Annotated in this window: 20 protein-coding genes, 9 tRNA genes, 1 rRNA gene and 3 pseudogenes; 28 read left to right on the plus strand and 5 right to left on the minus strand. The window is 37.3% G+C overall.

The window, feature by feature from the left end:
• Positions 1-90: 90 nt before the first annotated feature.
• From rrf to glmS, 18 genes are all read left to right on the plus strand, one after another.
• A 5S ribosomal RNA gene (gene rrf, locus HWQ49_RS14045) occupies positions 91-206 on the plus strand.
• A gap of 72 nt (positions 207-278) precedes the next feature.
• A tRNA-Asn gene (locus tag HWQ49_RS14050) sits at positions 279-353 on the plus strand.
• Between the two features lie 3 nt (positions 354-356).
• Positions 357-429: transfer RNA gene (locus tag HWQ49_RS14055), tRNA-Thr, on the plus strand.
• A gap of 20 nt (positions 430-449) precedes the next feature.
• Positions 450-521, plus strand: a tRNA-Glu gene (locus HWQ49_RS14060).
• Between the two features lie 35 nt (positions 522-556).
• Positions 557-632: transfer RNA gene (locus HWQ49_RS14065), tRNA-Val, on the plus strand.
• Between the two features lie 17 nt (positions 633-649).
• A tRNA-Thr gene (locus HWQ49_RS14070) sits at positions 650-726 on the plus strand.
• A 5-nt stretch (positions 727-731) separates the two neighbouring features.
• A tRNA-Tyr gene (locus tag HWQ49_RS14075) sits at positions 732-817 on the plus strand.
• A 3-nt stretch (positions 818-820) separates the two neighbouring features.
• Positions 821-895: transfer RNA gene (locus HWQ49_RS14080), tRNA-Gln, on the plus strand.
• Positions 896-899: 4 nt separating this feature from the next.
• Positions 900-975 (plus strand) — tRNA-Lys (locus HWQ49_RS14085).
• Positions 976-1000: 25 nt separating this feature from the next.
• A tRNA-Ala gene (locus HWQ49_RS14090) sits at positions 1001-1076 on the plus strand.
• 744 nt (positions 1077-1820) lie between these two features.
• On the plus strand, positions 1821-2069 hold the full coding sequence (locus tag HWQ49_RS14095; protein WP_188208269.1) for a DUF2249 domain-containing protein: 249 nt from the start codon (positions 1821-1823) through the stop codon (positions 2067-2069).
• A 2-nt stretch (positions 2070-2071) separates the two neighbouring features.
• Positions 2072-2278, plus strand: coding sequence for a DUF2249 domain-containing protein (locus tag HWQ49_RS14100; RefSeq protein ID WP_188208270.1), 207 nt, complete (start codon positions 2072-2074; stop codon positions 2276-2278).
• 9 nt (positions 2279-2287) lie between these two features.
• Positions 2288-3526, plus strand: coding sequence for an NfeD family protein (locus HWQ49_RS14105; protein WP_188208271.1), 1239 nt, complete (start codon positions 2288-2290; stop codon positions 3524-3526).
• A gap of 170 nt (positions 3527-3696) precedes the next feature.
• Positions 3697-4599 (plus strand): arginase, encoded by a 903-nt coding sequence (rocF, locus tag HWQ49_RS14110; RefSeq protein ID WP_188208272.1) that lies wholly within the window; start codon positions 3697-3699, stop codon positions 4597-4599.
• A gap of 190 nt (positions 4600-4789) precedes the next feature.
• Positions 4790-5611: a diadenylate cyclase CdaA gene (cdaA, locus tag HWQ49_RS14115; RefSeq protein WP_188208273.1), complete on the plus strand. Its 822-nt coding sequence runs from the start codon at positions 4790-4792 to the stop codon at positions 5609-5611.
• The gene (locus tag HWQ49_RS14120) at positions 5604-6842 is read left to right on the plus strand and encodes a CdaR family protein (RefSeq protein ID WP_188208274.1); all 1239 of its coding nucleotides are present in this window, start codon (positions 5604-5606) and stop codon (positions 6840-6842) included. Before cdaA ends, HWQ49_RS14120 begins: the two co-directional genes overlap by 8 nt.
• Positions 6843-6890: 48 nt before the next feature.
• On the plus strand, positions 6891-8246 hold the full coding sequence (glmM, locus tag HWQ49_RS14125) for a phosphoglucosamine mutase (protein ID WP_188208275.1): 1356 nt from the start codon (positions 6891-6893) through the stop codon (positions 8244-8246).
• 409 nt (positions 8247-8655) lie between these two features.
• The gene (gene glmS, locus HWQ49_RS14130) at positions 8656-10458 is read left to right on the plus strand and encodes a glutamine--fructose-6-phosphate transaminase (isomerizing) (RefSeq protein WP_188208276.1); all 1803 of its coding nucleotides are present in this window, start codon (positions 8656-8658) and stop codon (positions 10456-10458) included.
• Between the two features lie 494 nt (positions 10459-10952).
• Here glmS and HWQ49_RS14135 read toward each other — a convergent pair whose 3' ends face one another.
• Positions 10953-11297 carry a four-helix bundle copper-binding protein gene (locus tag HWQ49_RS14135; RefSeq protein WP_188208277.1) on the minus strand — a complete coding sequence of 115 codons (345 nt, stop codon included), beginning with the start codon at positions 11295-11297 and terminating at the stop codon, positions 10953-10955.
• Positions 11298-11411: 114 nt separating this feature from the next.
• Positions 11412-11858 (minus strand): annotated as a pseudogene (locus HWQ49_RS14140) (IS1595 family transposase); the annotation flags it as partial.
• A gap of 351 nt (positions 11859-12209) precedes the next feature.
• Between HWQ49_RS14140 and HWQ49_RS14145 the strand changes: the two are divergent.
• The 3 genes from HWQ49_RS14145 to HWQ49_RS14155 all read left to right on the plus strand — a co-directional run bounded on the left by HWQ49_RS14145 (position 12210) and on the right by HWQ49_RS14155 (position 13432).
• On the plus strand, positions 12210-12476 hold the full coding sequence (locus HWQ49_RS14145) for a hypothetical protein (RefSeq protein ID WP_188208278.1): 267 nt from the start codon (positions 12210-12212) through the stop codon (positions 12474-12476).
• Between the two features lie 9 nt (positions 12477-12485).
• Complete coding sequence (locus HWQ49_RS14150) at positions 12486-12836, plus strand: hypothetical protein (protein WP_188208279.1); 351 nt, start codon at positions 12486-12488, stop codon at positions 12834-12836.
• 110 nt (positions 12837-12946) lie between these two features.
• Positions 12947-13432, plus strand: coding sequence for a hypothetical protein (locus HWQ49_RS14155; protein WP_188208280.1), 486 nt, complete (start codon positions 12947-12949; stop codon positions 13430-13432).
• A 632-nt stretch (positions 13433-14064) separates the two neighbouring features.
• On the opposite strand, the gene HWQ49_RS14160 is transcribed toward HWQ49_RS14155, so the two are convergent.
• Positions 14065-14322 (minus strand): hypothetical protein, encoded by a 258-nt coding sequence (locus HWQ49_RS14160; RefSeq protein ID WP_188208281.1) that lies wholly within the window; start codon positions 14320-14322, stop codon positions 14065-14067.
• A 155-nt stretch (positions 14323-14477) separates the two neighbouring features.
• Between HWQ49_RS14160 and istA the strand changes: the two genes are divergently transcribed.
• Both istA and istB read left to right on the plus strand, forming a co-directional pair.
• Positions 14478-15980 carry an IS21 family transposase gene (istA, locus tag HWQ49_RS14165; RefSeq protein ID WP_188208282.1) on the plus strand — a complete coding sequence of 501 codons (1503 nt, stop codon included), beginning with the start codon at positions 14478-14480 and terminating at the stop codon, positions 15978-15980.
• Positions 15977-16693: an IS21-like element helper ATPase IstB gene (gene istB / locus HWQ49_RS14170; protein WP_188208283.1), complete on the plus strand. Its 717-nt coding sequence runs from the start codon at positions 15977-15979 to the stop codon at positions 16691-16693. Before istA ends, istB begins: the two co-directional genes overlap by 4 nt.
• A 30-nt stretch (positions 16694-16723) precedes the next feature.
• On the opposite strand, the gene HWQ49_RS14175 is transcribed toward istB, so the two are convergent.
• Positions 16724-17128 (minus strand): hypothetical protein, encoded by a 405-nt coding sequence (locus HWQ49_RS14175; RefSeq protein WP_188208284.1) that lies wholly within the window; start codon positions 17126-17128, stop codon positions 16724-16726.
• 403 nt (positions 17129-17531) lie between these two features.
• Positions 17532-17971, minus strand: a pseudogene (locus HWQ49_RS14180) (cell wall hydrolase).
• 301 nt (positions 17972-18272) lie between these two features.
• Between HWQ49_RS14180 and HWQ49_RS14185 the strand changes: the two are divergent.
• The 5 genes and pseudogenes from HWQ49_RS14185 (at position 18273) to HWQ49_RS14205 (ending at position 21109) form a co-directional block, all read left to right on the plus strand.
• Positions 18273-18428, plus strand: coding sequence for a hypothetical protein (locus HWQ49_RS14185; protein WP_188208285.1), 156 nt, complete (start codon positions 18273-18275; stop codon positions 18426-18428).
• 125 nt (positions 18429-18553) lie between these two features.
• Positions 18554-19222 (plus strand): annotated as a pseudogene (locus HWQ49_RS14190) (FecCD family ABC transporter permease); the annotation flags it as partial.
• Positions 19219-20229: a FecCD family ABC transporter permease gene (locus HWQ49_RS14195; protein WP_188208287.1), complete on the plus strand. Its 1011-nt coding sequence runs from the start codon at positions 19219-19221 to the stop codon at positions 20227-20229. The pseudogene HWQ49_RS14190 and the gene HWQ49_RS14195, both read left to right, overlap by 4 nt.
• A gap of 108 nt (positions 20230-20337) precedes the next feature.
• Entirely contained in the window at positions 20338-20583 is a 246-nt protein-coding gene (locus tag HWQ49_RS14200; protein ID WP_188208288.1) for an HU family DNA-binding protein, read from the plus strand.
• Between the two features lie 238 nt (positions 20584-20821).
• Positions 20822-21109: a helix-turn-helix domain-containing protein gene (locus HWQ49_RS14205; protein ID WP_188208289.1), complete on the plus strand. Its 288-nt coding sequence runs from the start codon at positions 20822-20824 to the stop codon at positions 21107-21109.
• Positions 21110-21135: the final 26 nt, after the last annotated feature.

A 21135-nucleotide genomic window follows, 5' to 3' on the forward strand; every position in this document is an offset into this window, starting at 1 on the left:
TTCAACAAAACGTGAAAGACGCTTGTGTTTCGACTTGGATGATCTCTTACCTAGTTTTGAAGGTGCTTAAACCTTCACAATTCTATAAAGTCCGGTGGTAATGGCAGAGAGGTCACACCTGTTCCCATGCCGAACACAGCAGTTAAGCTCTCTAGCGCCGATGGTAGTTGGGGTTTTTCCCCTGCGAGAGTAGGACGCTGCCGGGCTAATAAATTATAATGTTATACATGAATAGATTTTTGGAATCATTGTCTATACTAGGTATGGTATGTCATTATTCCAGCGTAGCTCAGTGGTAGAGCAGTTGGCTGTTAACCAATTGGTCGCAGGTTCGAATCCTGCCGCTGGAGCCATGTGCTTCCTTAGCTCAGTCGGTAGAGCGCATCCATGGTAAGGATGAGGTCACCGGTTCAAGCCCGGTAGGAAGCTTAGATGACAATTATGAATACGGCCCATTGGTCAAGTGGTTAAGACACCGCCCTTTCACGGCGGTAACAGGGGTTCGAATCCCCTATGGGTCATTAAAAATAACTAAATTGCACTTGAATGTGCTTTGGGAGGATTAGCTCAGCTGGGAGAGCACTTGCCTTACAAGCAAGGGGTCGGTGGTTCGAGCCCGCCATCCTCCACCATTAATTTAAGTGTAAAAGCCGGCCTAGCTCAATCTGGCAGAGCAACTGACTTGTAATCAGTAGGTTGGGGGTTCGAGTCCCTCGGCCGGCACCAGTTATGGAGGGATAGCGAAGTTGGCCAAACGCGGCGGACTGTAAATCCGCTCCCATCGGGTTCGTAGGTTCGAGTCCTACTCCCTCCACCATACTGGGCCATAGCCAAGCGGTAAGGCAACGGGTTTTGGTCTCGTGATTCCCAGGTTCGAATCCTGGTGGCCCAGCCATTGTGAGCCATTAGCTCAGTTGGTAGAGCATCTGACTTTTAATCAGAGGGTCGGAGGTTCGAATCCTCCATGGCTCACCATTTACATAATCTAACACAATTTTCTGGGGCCTTAGCTCAGCTGGGAGAGCGCCTGCTTTGCACGCAGGAGGTCAGCGGTTCGATCCCGCTAGGCTCCACCATAATATTGTGAGGTAAAGTTGTTTTCTGTTTTGGGAAGCAACTTTTTTTAATGTGAAAATACTGAAACGCTATATCGAGCGTTTCAGTATTTTTTATATAAAGGTTATTTGTTTACAAGCTGTGTTTCTAACTCTTAATCGAGATATTGTTCAGTAACTTATTTGTTAATCAGCACTTCTAATTAACGTTATGAGTTTCATAAAGTGCCGTTTCGTCAATTAGCCGGCAACTAATTAACGTTGTGTGATTCATAAAGTGCTGTTTCGTCAATTAGCCGGATTCTAATTAACGTTATGAGCTTCATAAAGTGCTGTTTCGTCAATTAGCCGGGTTCTAATTAACGTTATGAGCTTCATAAAGTGCCGTTTCGCCAATTAGCCGGGTTCTAATTAACGTTATGAGCTTCATAAAGTGCTGTTTCGTCAATTAGCCGGCAACTAATTAACGTTGTGTGATTCATAAAGCATCGTTTGGTCAATTAGCCTATTTCCACCGGACGCCCCCTCCTTCAATAGTCGCCGTCTCGTCAATCATCCTTCTTCTGTCGGGCGTTTTCATCCTATTCGATAAACCATAATGTCACTGAGCTCACTAACAACTAGGTCACTGCACATCATAGTTATGACAAGAAGTCATCAATACTTATAAAAAATTCTAATCTAAGTAATTAGTGATTCAAATCACGACATGTCATTTGGATAATGTTTACCATGTAATTAGATTCCTATATAGGTGGTGGTTTGATGAATACGAATAATGATTGTATTGAACTAGATGTACGTGAAGACATACAGCTAGGTAAAGAACCGTTTGAAAAAATCATGAATGCAGTTGGATGTTTAAATGTTGGACAGGCATTAGTTTTACATGTTCCATTTCAACCGGTGCCTTTATATCAGGTGATGGAGAGAAAAGGGTTTGATTGTCAAGATGAAGAAGTTGAGCCAGATCATTGGCGAGTCGTTTTTTATAAAAGAGTGGGTGAGGATTAATGATGACTCTAGATAACCGAGGAATGAGACCACCTGAACCTATGGTGCGAACGCTTGGGGCGTTAGAAGAACTAAATCCAGGTGAAAGGTTAATGATTATCAATGACCGAAGACCTATGTTTCTTTTCGAAGAGTTAGACGAGCAAGGAATTCAATATGAATGTGAGCCTCAAAAGGACGGGAGTTTTAAAATTATAATTCAGAAGTAAGGTGGTTAAATGAATTCATTTTCGAAAGTAGACATTAAAATCCCCTTTTCCTTTATTTTATTTAGTTTGATTGCCTTAGTGGCTTCTCAATGGATTGTTTTTCAAAATGTTGATTTAATTGTTGAAGGGGTTTTTAGAGTTCCTAACTTGTGGATGGCAACCCATTTACTGATATTAGGTTTTGCTGTCATGGTAGTTATGGGGGCTATGTATCAAATGGTTCCTGTTGTATTTATGACCCCGATTTGGAGTGAACGTTTCGGTTATTTGCAGTTTTGGGTGACAGCTTTAGGAATTATATGGTTAAGTGTGTCACTTGGCGTAAAGCTGGATCATGTCGTATATGGAGGGGCAGTAGCTGTTACGGGAGTACTTATGTTTTTGTTCCAAATGTTTATGTCGATGAAAAAGCAAAAGGAAAAGACAATAGTGACATGGTTAGTTACAGGAGCTTTGATCTCCTTCTTGCTAACTGTAATCGGGGGGCTTTTATTAGCGATAAATTTCTCGTATGGTCAATTGTTTAATCATGAGAGTTTAATTAAGTCTCATGTCATGCTTGGCGTCGTAGGATGGTTTACGTTATTAATTATTGGGTTCTCATATCAGCTAGTACCTATGTTTAGTTTATCCCATAATTTTTCTATGAAATGGTCCAAAAAACTCTATGTGATTTATGTATTAGGGATTATCTGTCTAATAATTTCTTTCTGGCTGGATTATTCACCATTTGAAATAATTGGCTGGTTGTTATTAGTAATTGGCTTTACCTTATTTTTATTGGATATGCGTGAAATCTTGACCAAACGCTCGAAGAAACGATTAGATCGTTCGTTTTTATTTGCGACCTTCGCCATCTACTTTGGCTGGGTAACACACATAGTTGCTTTAATTATAAGTCTTCTAGGGTTGGGGAATGCCTTTATTTGGGGCTGGTTAGTTTACTTATACCTAATGACTTGGGTAATTTTCAGTATTTTAGGTTACTTAAAAAAGATTGTCCCAGTATTATGGTGGACACTTAAGTATTCAGACCGTGTAGGAAAAGAGAAAGACATTCCAACGATTAAAGATTTGGTCAATGAGAAGGCAATTGGATTTATTTATATAGGTGTAGTTACTGGAACGTTAGGCTTTGCTTTTGCCTTATTAATTCAAAACGCTTTGCTAATTCAATTATTTCAGGGATTAATTTTGCTTTCAGTAGTATGTTTTAGCATTTCGATTGGACGGATCATTTTTAAATAGCTCTTTATTTGTTGTCATTTTGGTTCACTAGTATGTGTTATATAAATCTAAAAAAAGCAAACCATAAAGGGTATAGCATTCTTTTTGTTTGTATATTTATTCAAATTTGTGTCAAGTTGAACCAAATGCTTTTAAAGTATAGAATGGCGACAGATGAAGGGGGTATAACGGTGAGAAAAAAAGTAGGACTAGTTGGTGCACCTATTACAATAGCTCAACCTCATTTTGGTGTGGATTTTGGTCCTGATTCTATTCGGTATACAGGTCTTATTAAAAGACTGATGGAATCGGGTATAGATCTCGTTGACCATGGCAATATAAAAGTTAATAATGTTGGTAAAGATCAAGTAGACCCAAAAACAAGTTTAAAAAATCTTGAGGCAGTGGCTGAGGGTAATAGTGCTATTGCCCAAAAGGTTAAGGAGATAAAGAGTAAAGGTGAAATGCCTCTTATTTTAGGAGGAGATCATAGTATTGCGATTGGTACTGTTGCAGGTCTATATGAATCCTATAAGAATCTAGGAATTATCTGGTACGATGCCCATGCGGATTTAAACAGTGCAGAAATTTCACCATCTGGTAATATTCATGGTATGTCTTTAGCCGTCAATTTAGGGATAGGTCATGAAATGTTGACTTCGATTAACGGAAATCAGGCTAAAGTGAAGCCAGAGAATACGGTTATTATTGGTGCAAGGTCTATTGATGAAGGTGAAAAAGAACTGATTAAAGAATTAGGAATAAAAGTATATACAATGCATGATATTGAGCATAAAGGGATAGGAACAGTCATGAAAGAGGCAATCACCTACTTAGAAGAGCGAACAGATGGTGTCCACTTGAGTTTAGATGTTGATGGAATCGATCCGATACATACACCTGGCACAGGAACTCCAGTTGAAGGTGGTCCATCTTATCGTGAAACTCATTATGCTATGTCAATGTTACATGACGCTGATATAATTACATCTGTTGAAGTGGTTGAGGTAAACCCACTATTAGATGAAGGAAATAGAACAGCTCATGTTGCTAGTGATATGATTGAAGTGTTATTTGGTAACAAATACTTATAATGTTGATTTAGTCTAGATAGTGCATATCAACGTCGATCTGGAGGTACAACTAATCCAATCGACGTTTTTTTGCCGTTAAATTGTGGTAATTATTAATAGGCTAAAGATTTAATTGACTTTAAGATGTGATATAATGGAAAAAGGTGAAGTAGGCTTCTGATGAATATAGATGCGCGAAGGAAGTGTAGGCATGACCTTAGAAGAGCTAGATTTAATACAAGTGTTACGGATTGTCGTTGATGTAGCCCTTGTATGGTTCGTTATATATAAATTATTTTCAGTAATCCGTGGGACGAAGGCAGTCCAATTATTAAAAGGAATATTTGTAGTCCTTGGTATATGGTTTTTTAGTTCAATCTTAGAACTGAAAACTGTTCAATGGCTAGTTTATCAGGCAATTACATGGGGGTTTCTTGCTGTTATTATTTTGTTCCAACCAGAGATTCGCCGGGCGTTGGAGCAGCTTGGTAGAGGTAGTTTCTTTGCGAGAAATACCCAATCTGAGGAAAAAGCCATCCATGAAACGATTGATGCAATTATTAAATCGTGTAACTACATGGCCAAAAGAAGAATAGGCGCCTTGATAAGTATCGAACGCGAGACAGGGATGGGGGATTATGTCGAAACAGGCATCCCTGTTAATGGAAAATTGACAAGCGAATTATTGACTAATATATTTATTCCAAATGCTCCGTTACATGATGGGGCAGTTATTATTCGACAAGATGAAATAGTTGCAGCTGCTTGTTATTTACCACTTAGTGAAAGTCCGTTTATATCAAAGGAGTTAGGGACTAGACACCGTGCAGCCATGGGTGTTAGTGAAGTTACAGACGCATTAACGATTATCGTTTCAGAGGAGACAGGAAGTATCTCTCTTACTAAAAACGGGGAGTTACATCGTAAATTGGATGAGGAAGCACTACGAAAAATGCTACTAAAAGAGTTAAGTCCAACAGAAGGAACAACATCTTCTAGAGCATGGAGCTGGAGGGGTAAACGTAATGGATAACTGGATTAGGAGCCCTTGGTTTACCAGAGTCGTTTCTTTATTTTTAGCGATCTTGCTTTATACAACGGTGGCTATTGATGAGGCTAATACATCACGATCAAGCGATATCTTCCTTCCAACAGCTTCCACTGATACAGAAATGATGGAGAATGTTCCACTGCAAGTTGTTTTAGATGAAGAGGATTATGTTGTACGAGGTGTCCCTGATGTTGTTAATGTAACGGTAGAAGGGCCAAGAAGTGTGATTACCCAAACGGTAAGACAACGTAATTTTGATGTCCTGATAGACCTCAATGGACTTGGCCCAGGTGAGCATCAGGTGGAAATTGAGCATTCGGGAATTTCAAATCAACTTTCTGTATATACTGAGCCACAAACAGTTGATGTGACCATAGAAGAGCGATCGTCGGTTACTCTCCCTGTAGAAGTTGATTATTTTGGACGAGAAGATATAGATGAAACTCAGGTGTTTGCAGGGCCACCAGAGGTTATACCTAGTGAAGTAGAAGTGACAGGATCAAGTGCTGAAATCGACCGAATTGCTATGGTGAAAGCAATTGTAAGTTTTACAGAGCTTTCACAAGATGGAATAGCACATGATGCCCCCGTTCGTGTATATGATACACAAGGAAATGAGTTAAGTGTCTATGTTGATCCTTCGACAGTTGACGTTGAAGCAGACGTTTCAATGAGCGAAAAGCGTTATCCATTAACATACGAAACAACAGGAGAATTGCCTGATGATTTAATATTACAAGATATTAATATGAATCCTGTGTCAGCAACAGTATTTGGTTCAATCGACCGTTTAAATGATATTAATTTGCTCGAAGCTGTGCAAGTTGACTTATCCGATATAACTGAAACGACAACGGTGGATGTTGATTTACCATTGCCGAGAGGTACAACTAGAATTGAGCCAAATACCGTAGAGGTTGAGGTAGTTGTTGATCAGGCTGTTGAAGATCTGGTAGAAGATGTGGAGATTGAAATAGAAAATGTAACAGAGGAGCAAGAGGTTACGTTTATCGAGCCAGATGAGCCAATTATAGATGTTATGGTGTCTGGTACGAGTGATGATTTAGATAACCTAGATCCTGATGATATTAGAGCCTGGATTGATGCAGATGGTTATGTGGAAGGTGAATTTTATATACCTGTTCAACTAGAAGGTCCTGAAGATATTGAAGTAACAACAGATTTAGACAGAATAAGGGTCAGAATAGATTAGGTAAGTTCGAATGATATGGATGTATGAAATGAAGGAGCGGAATGAAGAATGGGAAAATATTTTGGGACAGATGGTGTCCGAGGAATTGCTAATACAGAATTAACACCAGAACTAGCCTTTAAGCTTGGAAGATATGGTGCCTATACACTAACTAAAAATACAACTGAGAAAGCGAAATTACTCGTCGGAAGGGACACACGTATTTCTGGAGAAATGCTTGAAGGGGCATTAGTTGCAGGCATTCTGTCCGTTGGAGTTGACGTTATGCGCTTAGGCGTTATTTCCACTCCAGGTGTCGCTTACTTAACGAAAGCCTCAGGAGCACAGGCTGGCGTGATGATCTCAGCTTCACATAACCCAGTTGAAGACAACGGAATCAAGTTTTTTGGCGAGAATGGGTTTAAACTTTCCGACGAGCAGGAAGAAGCTATAGAAGAATTGTTAGAAAATGATTCTGAAGAACTTCCAAGACCGATTGGTGTAGATGTCGGTCAAGCGATGAATTATTTTGAAGCTGGTCAGAAATATTTACAACATCTAAAGCAAACGGTTGATACAGACTTTGATGGACTAAAAGTTGTCCTCGATTGTGCACACGGAGCCACTTCTTCATTAGCTTCACATTTGTTTGCAGACTTAGAAGCTGATATTTTATCCATTGGTTCATCACCAGATGGAACTAATATTAATGATGGTTATGGTTCAACAAGTCCAGAGAAACTTAGGGAAACAGTCATCGAGCAAGGAGCGGATGTTGGTTTAGCTTTTGATGGCGATGGTGACCGCTTAATTGCTGTCGATGAGAAGGGTAATATCGTAGATGGCGATAAAATTATGTACATTTGTGGTAAGCAATTGAAAAAACAGGGGCGTCTCAAAAAAGACACGATCGTCACAACAGTGATGAGTAATATTGGTCTTTATCGAGCGTTAGACGAACTAGATATTGATACGGTTAAAACAGCCGTCGGAGACCGTTATGTCATGGAAGAAATGAGAGCTAATGATTATAGTCTTGGCGGGGAACAATCAGGTCACATTATCTTCTTAGATCATAATACGACGGGTGATGGGATGTTATCTGGTTTGCAGCTCTTAAATGCCATGCGTGAATCGGAAAAACCACTCTCAGTATTAGCAGCTGAAATGGAGAAATTCCCACAAGTATTAAAAAATGTACGTGTGATTAATAAACAAGAAGTACAAATGGATCAGACGATTCAAGAGGAAATTGATCATGTCGAAGCAAAGTTGGGTAATAAAGGAAGAGTGTTGGTAAGACCTTCAGGAACAGAGCCAGTCGTTCGCGTGATGGTCGAAGCACCTACCAAAGAGGAATGTGAAAAATACGTGGATAAAGTTTCTACCGTTATTGAAGAAACATATGGCTTGAAAGATGCATAGGATAAAGTAAGCATAGGGGATGACTTGACCATTCCTTATGCTTTCCTTGATTATTAAAAAAGTGATTGACCCTAACTTCAAAAATAAGTAAAATGTGGGTAGCCCTTTTTGCTAAGGACTTTATTCAAGAAAGGAAAGGAGCTTAAGATTAGGGATTCTTTGAAAGCGCCAGGACTATTTCTAGGTCGGAAATTAGAAATAGTTGACGAGGAGGAGGTTCATCGAGTGTTCGGCGGATGCCTCCCGGTTGCCACACCTCAACTGTCATGTATGAAGTGAAAACATAGAGGTGACTCTATGCACAACCACTTCTTACAAGGTGATCAAAATTATAACGAGAAAGGGGCAAACAAACGCCCCTCATATTGGTATGCATTTGTTTGCCTCTTTCGATTAGGAGGTAACACATATGTGTGGAATTGTCGGATATATTGGAAATGAAGATGCAAAAGAAATCTTACTAACAGGACTTGAAAAGTTGGAGTATCGTGGGTATGACTCAGCTGGTATTGCGGTTCGTTCACAAGAGGATACCGATTTATTTAAGGTGAAAGGTCGTATTGCCACGCTAAGAGAAGCTGTCGATGAAAACGTAGCAACCAATATCGGTATTGGCCACACACGTTGGGCAACGCACGGCGAACCAAGCGAAACCAACGCTCACCCACACCAAAGTTCTACAGGAAGATTTACTTTAGTTCATAATGGTGTTATTGAAAATTACCAAGAGCTTAAAAGTGAATACTTATCTGACGTGAACTTTGTCAGTGAAACAGATACTGAAGTCATTGTTCAACTCATTGAACGCTTTGAAAAAGAATCAGGTAGTACACTAGAAGCATTTCGTAAAACAATTGGCTTATTACACGGCTCATATGCCTTAGCTGTATTAGATCGTGAACAAGAAGACGTTGTTTACGTTGCGAAGAATAAAAGCCCATTATTAGTTGGATTAGGTGACGACTTTAATGTGGTCGCAAGTGACTCGATGGCAATGCTACAAGTAACTGATCAGTTTGTTGAATTAATGGATGAAGAAGTCGTTTTAGTTGAAAAAGATCAAGTAACGATCCAAAAGCTTGATGGAACAAAGGTCGATCGTGATCCTTTTGTAGCTGAAATTGATGCTAGTGACATCGAAAAAGGCACTTATCCACATTTCATGTTAAAAGAAATCGATGAGCAACCATTTGTGATGCGCAAAATCATTCAAGAGTACCAAAATGAAAATGACGACATTAAACTAGACGAAAATGTTCGTCAAGCTATGGCAGACTGCGATCGCGTTTATATTATTGCAGCAGGAACGAGTTACCATGCTGGTTTAATTGGTAAAGAATTTTTGGAGAAAATCGCTCAAGTGCCAACAGAAGTGCACATTGCAAGCGAATTCTCTTACAATATGCCATTACTATCTGAAAAGCCACTGTTCGTCTTTATATCTCAAAGTGGTGAGACAGCTGATTTACGTTCTGTATTAGTTGAAACAAATAAATTAGGTCATCCAGCACTAACCATTACAAATGTGCCTGGATCTACCCTTTCTCGTGAAGCAGATTACACATTACACTTACACGCAGGGCCTGAAATTGCTGTTGCTTCAACGAAAGCATACACAGCACAAATGGCTGTTTTAGCGATTTTAGCTGTTGATACAGCACGCGCTAAAGGTTTAACACTGGATTTTGATCCGTTAAAAGAATTAGCGATTGTCGGTAATGCGATGGAAGTATTGTGTGATCAGAAAGACCAGTTAGAACAAATTGCGCGTGATTATTTATCAACGACACGCAATTGCTTCTTTATCGGACGTGGATTAGATTACTTCGTCGGATTAGAAGGTGCACTTAAACTAAAAGAAATTTCATATATTCAAGCAGAAGGATTTGCTGGTGGGGAATTGAAGCACGGTACGATTGCTTTAATTGAAGAAGGTACACCAGTCATTGCCTTAGCGACTCAAGAACACGTGAATAGTTCAATCCGTTCAAATGTGCAAGAAGTGGTGACACGTGGTGCTAATGCATGTATCATCAGCCCAGAAGAGCTATATCGTGAAGGTGACGCCTTTGTGATTCCTACTGTGCATCCATTATTAACACCACTTGTGTCCGTGCTACCATTACAGATCATTTCTTACTATGCAGCACTACACCGTGACTGTGATGTTGATAAGCCAAGAAATCTGGCAAAATCAGTTACTGTTGAATAAGGTTTTAAAGAACAAAACCACTTGTTGTCTCCCCGTAACTCTCTTTTACAAAATGTAACTACTTCTTACAATCTGTAAGTAGTTTTTACAAAGAAGGGAAAGCGGAGGCACTTATGTATCGGTTCTTATGTATCACTCTAATCAGAATCGGGAGCGTACCGTTGGTACTCCTTCTCGGTTCTTTTTTGTTTGAGTAAAAACCTGATGTAGGTTTATAATAAAGTTTGATTATTTAAAACAAAGAATGATCATTTGTAATAAAGATTGATTATTTATAATAAAGATTGATTAAAATAACCTCTTCGGATAAGATGTCCATAAGAGGTTATTTTTGTTTCGGGAGATGAATTAATGGCGAAAAGAAAGCGTGAATCCACTACTGACAAGAAAATTAAGAACGGATACGGACAAGGATTTGGGGTCACCTTAAAAAGGGGGGGAAGTTCCGCTTTTTTTATTCAACTAACGCACGCCATTAATGCAATAATGAGTAATTAAGAAGCCATTTGACGACAAGCTTCTGCACACTCGCGGCAAATTTTAGCACATTCCTGACAATGTGCATCTTGAAACTTTTCACATTCAATCGCACACGCTTCACAAATTGTGGCACATAATTGACAGAGTTGTTTTGCGAATGCACTGTTTCTTGCCATATAAGATATAGCCTGCAAACAAATTTCTGCACAATCATTTAAAGTTTGAATACAATGAGCTCTTGCTTGCACATCTGGTTCTTGTAAACACGCTGTTGTACACTCTTCACAAGCTCTTGCACACTTTGCACACGCTTCAATACAGTGGTCCATATTAGTTGGTGATGCTGATAATACTCCCATATCAAAAACCTCCATATAATTTTATCAGTAGTAGTATTCACACCAACTTGTATCGTTACTCACTAATTTCATATTCCACGCAACTACTTATGTTAGTTGAATAAAGCTTTAATCTTATGCATTAAACTCTGATAATCTAAGTGTATTATAAGTTTCTATATTTGGAATTAAATTCCCCGAAATAATGAAGTCGTTAATTGTAACTTCATTTCGTTGGTGTTTGATGCTTTCTAAGGTCTGGAACCACGCTAAGTAATTATCCAAATACTTAGTCGCCACACCATTAAAACGCTGTATCCAACCCTTTAGACGTCGATGGTAGTTATTAACGTTCTGAATGTGATAAAACCCTTTGGTGCGAACTTTACCATCTGATTTGAATTGATAAATATTCATCCCTTTGCTGATACCACGTTTCTTTGCGGAAGCACCACGCTTACGCGATTTTCGTCCTTTGATATTCTTTTTGCCTTTTTCAGAGTACAAGAAATAGGTCTCATCCATATCAATGATACCTTGAAACGTTGATACTTCTATTTGTTTGAGAGAGGTCAATAGTTTATCATAACCTTTCTAATAAATAAAAGAGGGTTTGAAGAAAATAAATAAACCTTGTTTTAATAGACACACCCATGGTTTTAACCTTATTTATCAGCATCAACTATTTCACCTATACACTTAAGGTAAACGCCCCGCTAATTATATAGATTTTACATAAGACAGACATCGGAAAATATTGCACAAAAATGAATTTCAACATATGCGACAAGAACCGACTAATATCTCCTACTGCTTGAAAATTCATAATATTTATATAAATAATACCAATAAAAAGAACATACATTCTGTTTTTTGGTTTATAATTATATATACATTATCTCTTTTTTAAGTAATAGATTTAGGAGGGATTATATGGAAGGTGATTTTTCGATTCGTACAAGAAAAGACCTGATTAATAAGTATTCAGAATTTAAAAGAAACCGTATTTTGGCTTCTTTTATAGAAAAAGAAAAAAATTTTCATTTGTTAAATTTGGCTCTTCAATATCCTGCAAGAGAAAATAAGGAAAAGGTTCAAAAAGCTTTTGAAAACAAGAATTATGAATCTTTCAGAAGTTCGAGATGCAGAAAAAGCTCATATGGCTTTCCACGACGAATTGCAATATGGCGCAGGATATGATGAAGTTGTTTGGGATTTAACTGGGGTGGCAGTATCTTCACTAAGTCTATTATTTGGCGAACTGTCACAACAATTTCTTCCGTAGCATACGGTATGGTTGATATTGCCCAAAATCAGAATGATAGTGCTATTGCTTCTTACGTAAGGGGTGGGGCTATTGCCTTTGAACGACTTGAAAATCTGTTAAGTAACCAGAACTACGTCCAAGTGGAAATTGAATTCGTGGCGCTAGATTTATGGAGTAATCAACAAAATCAACAGCAAATGTATATGCAAGGAAACATTCATGAACCGTCTTCTGCATATATCGTTAAACGAGTGCAACAATCTAATGGTAGCTGGATTAGCTACACAAACTAAAAAATAGTAAAAAGTATTGGGTTAAATTTAACCCAATACTTTTTTTTTAAAAAAAAATTGATACAATTAAAGGTATTAATTATAAATTTATATAAAAAATGGGGGTAACTATGAAAAACAAAAAGAAGTGGGTGCTATGGACTTTTATCATTCTTGGGGCTGTATTAGTATCTTTTTTTATTTATGACCAGATGAAATATACTACTTTTAACGATGAAATGGATATAGTTAGAAGTGAATTTAACCACGATGAAGAAATTATCATGGTCAGAATAGAACAACGCAAACGCGACTCAGAAACAATAAACGTGATAAGTATAAACGATGGCGAAACAATCTCAGATATATCTAAAATCCTTTCAAACACCAAACTTAAAAAAAATAACCCTGAATTTTCAAGCGAAGATTATTACGAGCTTGTACTTAGTTACCCCAATAATTATCCTTCTACAAAAATATCAGTATATAAAAATCAAATACTAATAAGTGAACCTTCTGTGCATGGTTCATATAGGGTAACTGAAGATAATGACCTTTATTCTTATTTAAAAGATAAGGAATTTGAATGGGATGAGAGATTAAATATTAATGATTAAATGTGCTTTTCAAGTTAGGTTTGTTTTCTAGTTTTTGTTATTTTGTCCTTTTTAATTATAGGCGCCGTCAAAGTTCATTGTTGATAATTTATGCAGATAAACCGAACATTGCCTCGTTGATTTTTACAAATCACTGGCGCTACTGACTCCTGGTCGGATAAAAGCAGAACGTTCTGTGATCATTACAGTCATATGAAATACCTGTTTTAAAAGTATATTTTGATAACAGTTCACTTTTAATCACAACATTTGTAGGTTTATAGGTTTCAAACCTTTGCAATCAGTGATTAAGTGAATAATCGTGTCCATAGGAGCTAATATATAAAAGGGTGGGTCTACACCCTTTTATATTAATAGTTGAATGCTTCATTAGATAGGACTAATACATTCCCATAATAATTCATATTTCTGACACTATTATCTGTTACGTTTTTTGTTTATTTAAATTCTTTTTTATGGAATTTAAATAAATGGTAATAAAATCCTCCTTAGACATATGGCCCTCGTGAACCACTTTTAGATTATATGCTAATTCTTCCCACTCCCTTTTAAAACAAGTAGGCACGTCCATCAAAGTTCAGTTCATTCTCAATTTACCTAGTATCCGCCTAGTTCCCGGTGTTAATTTTTTCTTATTTTTTATCTTCCTCATTTAACCAATTATAGTAAACACTATTATTTGATAGATTATCTTTTCGTAAAGATTCGTTCGCAATATCTTCAAGTCCATTACGAACAGAAACAAAGAAGTAATTGTTAGTCTTTTTAATTCTATGATCCGTCTTGATTTTTCTGATCGCAGATAAAACTATATCGTTGATTTCGTCCCCGTATATTTCAAATGTAAAAGGTACAGTGTATTCTTTTTCAATTTCTTTCTTGGCTCTCAAATGTCTATGGCAAACTAAAAATGTAGCATTTGGCACTTAATTTATGTAGGCTTGTGAAAAAGTCGCACAAATAAAAAAATTCCACTTGCCAACCTCTCAAAATAACTTTAAACTCCTCGTTGGACCAACAACGTTCGACAGGAGGCTATTAGGAGATGTTAGCAGTGGAACAAATTGATTATATCAGATATGAAGTGAACCAAAAAGGAGCAACATATGCCAGTGTAGCAAAAGGCATGAAAGTGGACCCTCGTACAGTAAAGAAGTACGCGGATCAAGAAGAGTTTAAAAAGAAAAAACGTCAACAACGAGTATCACCTATTATGGAACCTGTTAAACCCATCTTAGATAAATGGATTAAAGAGGATCTAAAAAAGAAAAAGAAACACCATAGAACAGCGAAAAGAATGTATGAACAGTTAGTTAAGAATCATAGTTTTAAAGGGTCCGACCGGACGGTCAGAAATTATGTTTCTAGAAGAAAAGAAGAGCTGAGGGATGAACGGGAACAGGCAGCATTACCATTAGAAACAATAGCTGGTACAGCACAAGTTGATTTTGGAACAGCACCTTTTGACTATCAATCAGAAACAATAGAATTGCCTTATTTAGTCATGTCATTCCCTTACAGTAACTCATTCTACTTTCAAGTTTTTCCTTCGGAAAACACAGAATGTCTACTGGAAGGATTACAACGAATGTTTATTCACATGGGTGGTGTTCCACATACCATCAGGTTTGATAATTTATCGCCAGCTGTTAAGAAAATTTTAGCAAAAGGTGAACGAGAATTAACAGATACGTTTGAACGATTTGTTTTACATTACGGATTCCAATATGAATTCTGTAATCCCGGTAAAGGAAATGAAAAAGGTCATGTTGAAGCTATGGTGAAATATGTCCGCAACAACTTTTTTCTACCTGAATGTACGATCGTCGATCTAGATCACTTTAACGAATCATTATGGGCATTAGCAGAAAGCGACCGAGCACGTCACCATTACCAGAAAGATATATTACAGTCTGAACTGTATAAAGAGGATGAACAAGCATGGCTAGTATTACCAGAAAAACCTTTCGATTGTATCCGATATGAACAAGTTAAAGCAGACAAGTATGGAATCGTAACAGTTGATAAAAAGGAGTATTCAACTTCTCCTAGGTTTGCCAAGCAAAAGATAACTGTTCAAATAGATTACAAGACTGTTGCGATATTGAATGAAGATTACGATATCATTGTTAAACATAGAAGGTTATATGGTGTTAAACGCCGGTCCATGTTATGGCAACCATATTTAGATCTGCTATCCAAGCGTCCAAAGGCTATAAAATATACGAGTATCTATGAGCAATTCCCGCCCGTGTGGGCTTCCTATTTAAGAAATTGTACGGAAGAAGAACAAAAGTTAGCGTTACGTTTAATAGGCCGATTATTAAAAAATAATGATTTCACACCATTAAATGAAGCGCTTAGAATGGCATCACAAAATGGACACCCGAGTGTTGAGCACATTAAGCATTGCTTTTATACCATTCATCAGGATTCAGATAGTTATAAAACGATTCAACCACATGTACAAGTGCCAGATGTTCCCCCAGCAGCTAGAGGGCTGATGCACTATGACTCCTTGATTCCGAAAGGGGGTGCGTCACAATGAAGGACCAAATTGCAGCATATGCAAAGCGATTAAAATTGAGTTGGATACGAGAGCATTTTGATGAAATAGAAGCAACGAACAACCAAGAGTACCTTTTACAATTATTCGAGAAAGAAGTTCAGAATCGAGAAGAACGAAAGGTGAACTTATTACTTAGCCAGGCGCAGTTACCCAAGACAGGCAACCAGCCTTATCAATGGGATCACATACAAATCCCACAAGGGATTAATCGAGAAATAATCCTGAATGGTGAGTTCATTCAATCAAGAGAAAACCTCATTTTATACGGAGGAGTTGGTACTGGGAAAACTTATTTGGCAACCTTAGTCAGTTTAAATGCCATACATAGGTTTGGCAGCAAAGTGAAATTTTTTACTGTGGCATCGTTGGTTAATAAGTTAATTGAAGCCAACCAAAACGGAAATCTTCCTAAATTGATTAAGCAAATTGAAAAGCTAGATTTATTGGTCCTAGATGAATTAGGGTATATTCCACTTCACAAGGAAGGCGCAGAGCTTTTATTTCAGGTAATCTCGATGTGCTACGAAAATAAGAGCATTGTGATTACAACAAACTTACAGTTTGGTCAATGGAACCATGTATTTGGTGATCCAATTTTAACGGAAGCTGTCATCGATCGTCTCATTCATCATTCTCATTTATTAGTATTTAATGGTGAGAGCTTCCGGTATAAAGAATCATTAATTCAATAATAAAATGAGGGTGGCAAGTGGCATGCAATTTTAAATGCCATTACATACATTTTTTACTTGCCAAATACATCTCAAAATAATACCTACCCAATCATACATCTGTTGATAATCATTTGAAAAGTTTGAAAGGGTATGGTGGATGGATTCAGGTATATATTTTTTTAATCCATCTTTCAAGAGTTGGTTAGTCTCTTTTTGTTGAATATTAGAGTCATGCAATGATTTATCCATCAAATCTTGGGAGTAATCCGTATCTAATAATGTATCTATTTTATTTCCTTTATTTAAACCTTTATTTGGGACAGCCTGTGAGTCTTGCCCCTCAACGGATAAAAAATTTTTACTGGTTCGATTTTCGAACTGGTACTGGTTCGATTTTCGAACCAGTACCTTTTTTCTCACCGGTTCGATTTTTGAACTCCCCTTCTCCTTCAATAGATTCGGCTACTTTTTTATTAGTTTTATAAACGTGTTTCCAATTAAATTCGACTGACCAGGGGTAGTCTGAAAACTCTTTAATATGAAGTCGATATTTCATATGCCCGTCTACTTCTTTTCGCTGAATGTAGTTGTTATTCAACAGTTTTTTGAGTCCGTTATTTACTGCTTCACGTCCTAAATGACATGCTTATTGAAGTTCTAAAATGAAAATTGAAGGCTATTTCCTGCTCGCTGCCATCCGTAGAGTTTTATCTTACGTCTAAACGAGAAAAGGCTATGTTTACTGGGTATTAGAATAGGTGAGGAGAAGCGTTCAAAACCGGTTTCACAGCAGTCAACTAGTGAATTTAATTTGAACTCTAACTTTATGGGGGCACCTAATTTGTTTTCGGTTTTTTTAATATCTATACGCGCTTTCACAAGTATTGGCTATTGGTTCATAATAACAATGTTGTTTATATTGTCCTGCAAACGGCTGACCATACCATGTAGAAGGACAGTCGCCATATGGGTTAAAATACCAAAGAGCATACATAGAAGGATGTTGCCTCCAATATTTTATTGCCTGGCGTGCTAATTTTTTTCAACCTCTCTTGCTGGGCGATAAAATAAATTACCTTTTTGTACTGCTTCAAAGGCATAATTTCCACCTTGTACTTGAAAAATTACATCGTCTATGGACCTTACATCCTCAAAATCCAAACAATCAGCTCTTGCGCGATTTACAATAACATTTCCAACCATAAGCATTCCTAATTGTCCTTCACCCTCGGCTTCTGCTCTTATCATCCTTGCCATTAAATCAATGTCACTTTGGGTATAAGCCACTCTTGTCACTGTTATCACCTCTGAAAGCATTATATGAAATAAACTTCAGCAAGTGTCTTATTTATAAATTCAAATCTAATTGGTTGCACTATTCATGAATCCATACCCAAAGGTTTTAAGTTGTTCATTACCCAAGATGTTCAATCCTAGCGACTTGTGACTAGAGTTTGTTTTTATAATTGAGCAAAAACTGTCTCCTTTTAATTTAGCTTTACAAAGGTTAATTCGCATTACAATTTTCATCACATTTAGTATGGTGCTTATATTATAATATTGTTTTTTTGTTTAACATATCATGTTTAAACCAACCATGAAGTATAGAGCCATGGTTGGTTTAGTTCAGAACTTACCAGCCGTTGAAAATGACCGTGTGATGGAAGTTAACTTATATGAGTTTTACTTTAATGATGCAATGACACTTGACTATCAATTGGAGTTTTTCGAGGAACAGTTGTTAGTAGATTAGTAGTGAGTAGTTGGATAGAGGAGTGGAAATAAATACTCCTCTTTCATATATAAAGAGAGGGTCCTTATGAGTCGATTCCAGCCTAATTTAATAACCAAATTTATTCTAGCGTCATTATTATGTGTTATTGCTTTTTTTTTTGCGCGATGATCTTTGGAGCAGCAGACTTAAGTCTAACGAATGCTTTTCAGGCATTGTTTATAGGTGCAGCGAAAAAAGGTGGTTTCTCGCCTTTTCGAATCGTATTAGCTGGAGCAGCTGTGTCAACTTTCTTATATGCTATTGCAGAAGGTATCGGTATATATTTTAAAATTAGTAAAGATGTATCCATGTGGACGACTGGGGGGTTAGTTGGTACAACCTGGACCCAGATAATGATTATTGTACCTATAATTGTGATTTCATGTATTTTAGCTATTTTATTATCTCGGCAGTTATCAATTTTGAGTTTGGATGAAGAGTTGTCTATTGGATTAGGTCAACGAACGCAGATAATAAAAAGCATCTTATTTTTGGTTATTATTTTTTTAGCTGGCGCTTCAGTGGCATTAGTAGGTAATTTAGTGTTTATCGGTTTAATGATTCCACATATTGTTAGAGGGATTGTTGGTACAGATTATCGCACCATTATTCCTATGTCCATTATTATTGGCGCAACATTCATGTTAATAGCTGATACAGTTGCGAGAACCATTAACGCACCTTACGAAACACCGATTGCTGCGATCACATCTTTTGTCGGTCTACCTTTTTTCTTATACATCATTCATAAGGGAGGACGTGCTTTCTCATGATTCCGCAACATACCATTTATAAGCAGGTTACATTGGTTATTGGGTTATTAGCAGCAATCCTCCTTACTTTCATAGTTGGATTAGGGATTGGCTACTCGTCGATTCCTTATCACCGGATTCTTCCTACCATGTTAGGGAATGGTGAATTTCGTGAAAGCTTTGTCTTATTCGAGGTAAGGCTCCCACGTATGTTAATTACATTATTAGCTGGAATGGCTCTGGCTCTTTCTGGGGCTATTTTACAGTCACTTACAAGAAATGATTTAGCTGACCCGGGGATTATAGGGATCAATTCTGGTGCAGGTGTAGCGATCGCTATTTTCTTTTTATTTATCCCAATTTCACCAGGGAATTTTACTTTTGTTTTACCTCTAGTTGCATTTTGGGGGGCTGTGTTGACAGCTGCTATGATTTACTTGTTTTCATATAAAAGAGGAGTTGGTTTACAACCGATTCGGTTAATTTTAACGGGTGTTGGTTTTTCGATGGCCCTGTCTGGTGCGATGGTTATTTTAATATCATCTGCTGAAAGACAGAAAGTTGACTTCATCGCTAAATGGCTCGCAGGTAATGTATGGGGAACTGATTGGCCATTTATAATAGCTATACTTCCATGGTTATTAATTCTGATTCCACTTACTTTTTATTTAGCGAATAGACTCAATATTATTGCGTTCAGTGAACAAGTGGCCACAGGTGTCGGTATTCGAATAGAAAGGGATCGAGTGATTCTTTTATTAATAGCGGTTGGTTTGGCTGCTTCTGCTGTCTCTGTTACAGGTGGAATTGGTTTCGTAGGATTAATGGCACCACATATTGCCAAGGCATTAATAGGTAAGCGTCATCAAATATTTTTACCGATTGCTATTCTAATTGGGGGATGGCTCTTATTGATTGCCGATTTGGTCGGTCGTAATTTAGTCGAACCTGATGGAATACCGGCTGGAGTAATGGTAGCGTTGATTGGTGCTCCATACTTCTTATACCTTCTTTTTAAAAAGATATAAATGACAACCACTTATTCAAGGAATTAACTCACCCTAAAATAGTTAAAAGTATAAGTGAGAAGACTACTGAATTGTGTAACATTCGGTAGTCTTTTTTTATTATCATAGTTGGTATTGGATCAAACAGGACTAACCAAAAAAGATGCAGCGGCAGTAGATAGTGTATTTGGAACCATTACCGATTCACTAAAAAAAGAGGAAAAAGTTCAATTGATTGGTTTTGGGAACTTTGAGGTACGTGAACGATCAGCAAGAAAAGGACGTAACCCTCAGACTGGTCAGGAAATTGATATTCCAGCAAGTAAAGTCCCTGCGTTTAAACCAGGTCGTCAATTAAAAGATAGTGTTTCCTAGTAATTTTTCGTTATAATGATTGAAGTGCAAGAAGCTTGTAACTATATATCCATTGATCAAATGAAAGAAGGTTCCCATTACACATATTAATGAGGCCTTCTTTCTTTTTTTATACTTTTGAATACCCCCTTCTTTTCCTTTCTAACATGGAAATTCGTTCGCCATAATTTTTGTTAAATTAAAACCAAGTGTCTATTTATGGCAAAATATGTTATATTATATAAAAGGAGGGGGTTAAATGAACCAAGGAATTGGAAAAGCAATCAAGTTTCATAGGTTAAAAAGAGGGCTTACTCAAAAAGAAGTGTCCGAAGGTATTATTTCGGTGTCATACTTATCGAAAATTGAAAACGATAGTATTGAACCACCCCATGAGGTCGTTCAATCTATTTATGAAAGGCTTCAGATTACCACGGAACAAACTAAATACCATAAGAGATATATTAACGAATGGTTCGATACTCTACTTAAAAAAAGTTTCATACAGCGAATCAGTTGTATGAGAATCATATTAAAAATATCTTAATCAGTGAAGATTCTTCACTATTTTAC

This window comes from Alkalibacillus aidingensis, from assembly GCF_014595945.1.
GTDB classification, from domain to species: Bacteria; Bacillota; Bacilli; order Bacillales; family Alkalibacillaceae; genus Alkalibacillus; species Alkalibacillus aidingensis.

Bases quoted from the DNA above. Each gene is read 5' to 3' on its own strand.
- HWQ49_RS14095 (WP_188208269.1), top strand. From the start codon at position 1,821: ATGAATACGAATAATGATTGTATTGAACTAGATGTACGTGAAGACATA.
- HWQ49_RS14100 (WP_188208270.1), top strand. From the start codon at position 2,072: ATGACTCTAGATAACCGAGGAATGAGACCACCTGAACCTATGGTGCGA.
- HWQ49_RS14105 (WP_188208271.1), top strand. From the start codon at position 2,288: ATGAATTCATTTTCGAAAGTAGACATTAAAATCCCCTTTTCCTTTATT.
- cdaA (WP_188208273.1), top strand. From the start codon at position 4,790: ATGACCTTAGAAGAGCTAGATTTAATACAAGTGTTACGGATTGTCGTT.
- HWQ49_RS14120 (WP_188208274.1), top strand. From the start codon at position 5,604: ATGGATAACTGGATTAGGAGCCCTTGGTTTACCAGAGTCGTTTCTTTA.
- glmM (WP_188208275.1), top strand. From the start codon at position 6,891: ATGGGAAAATATTTTGGGACAGATGGTGTCCGAGGAATTGCTAATACA.
- glmS (WP_188208276.1), top strand. From the start codon at position 8,656: ATGTGTGGAATTGTCGGATATATTGGAAATGAAGATGCAAAAGAAATC.
- HWQ49_RS14135 (WP_188208277.1), bottom strand. From the start codon at position 11,297: ATGGGAGTATTATCAGCATCACCAACTAATATGGACCACTGTATTGAA.
- HWQ49_RS14145 (WP_188208278.1), top strand. From the start codon at position 12,210: ATGGAAGGTGATTTTTCGATTCGTACAAGAAAAGACCTGATTAATAAG.
- HWQ49_RS14155 (WP_188208280.1), top strand. From the start codon at position 12,947: ATGAAAAACAAAAAGAAGTGGGTGCTATGGACTTTTATCATTCTTGGG.
- istA (WP_188208282.1), top strand. From the start codon at position 14,478: ATGTTAGCAGTGGAACAAATTGATTATATCAGATATGAAGTGAACCAA.
- istB (WP_188208283.1), top strand. From the start codon at position 15,977: ATGAAGGACCAAATTGCAGCATATGCAAAGCGATTAAAATTGAGTTGG.
- HWQ49_RS14185 (WP_188208285.1), top strand. From the start codon at position 18,273: ATGAAGTATAGAGCCATGGTTGGTTTAGTTCAGAACTTACCAGCCGTT.
- HWQ49_RS14195 (WP_188208287.1), top strand. From the start codon at position 19,219: ATGATTCCGCAACATACCATTTATAAGCAGGTTACATTGGTTATTGGG.
- HWQ49_RS14205 (WP_188208289.1), top strand. From the start codon at position 20,822: ATGAACCAAGGAATTGGAAAAGCAATCAAGTTTCATAGGTTAAAAAGA.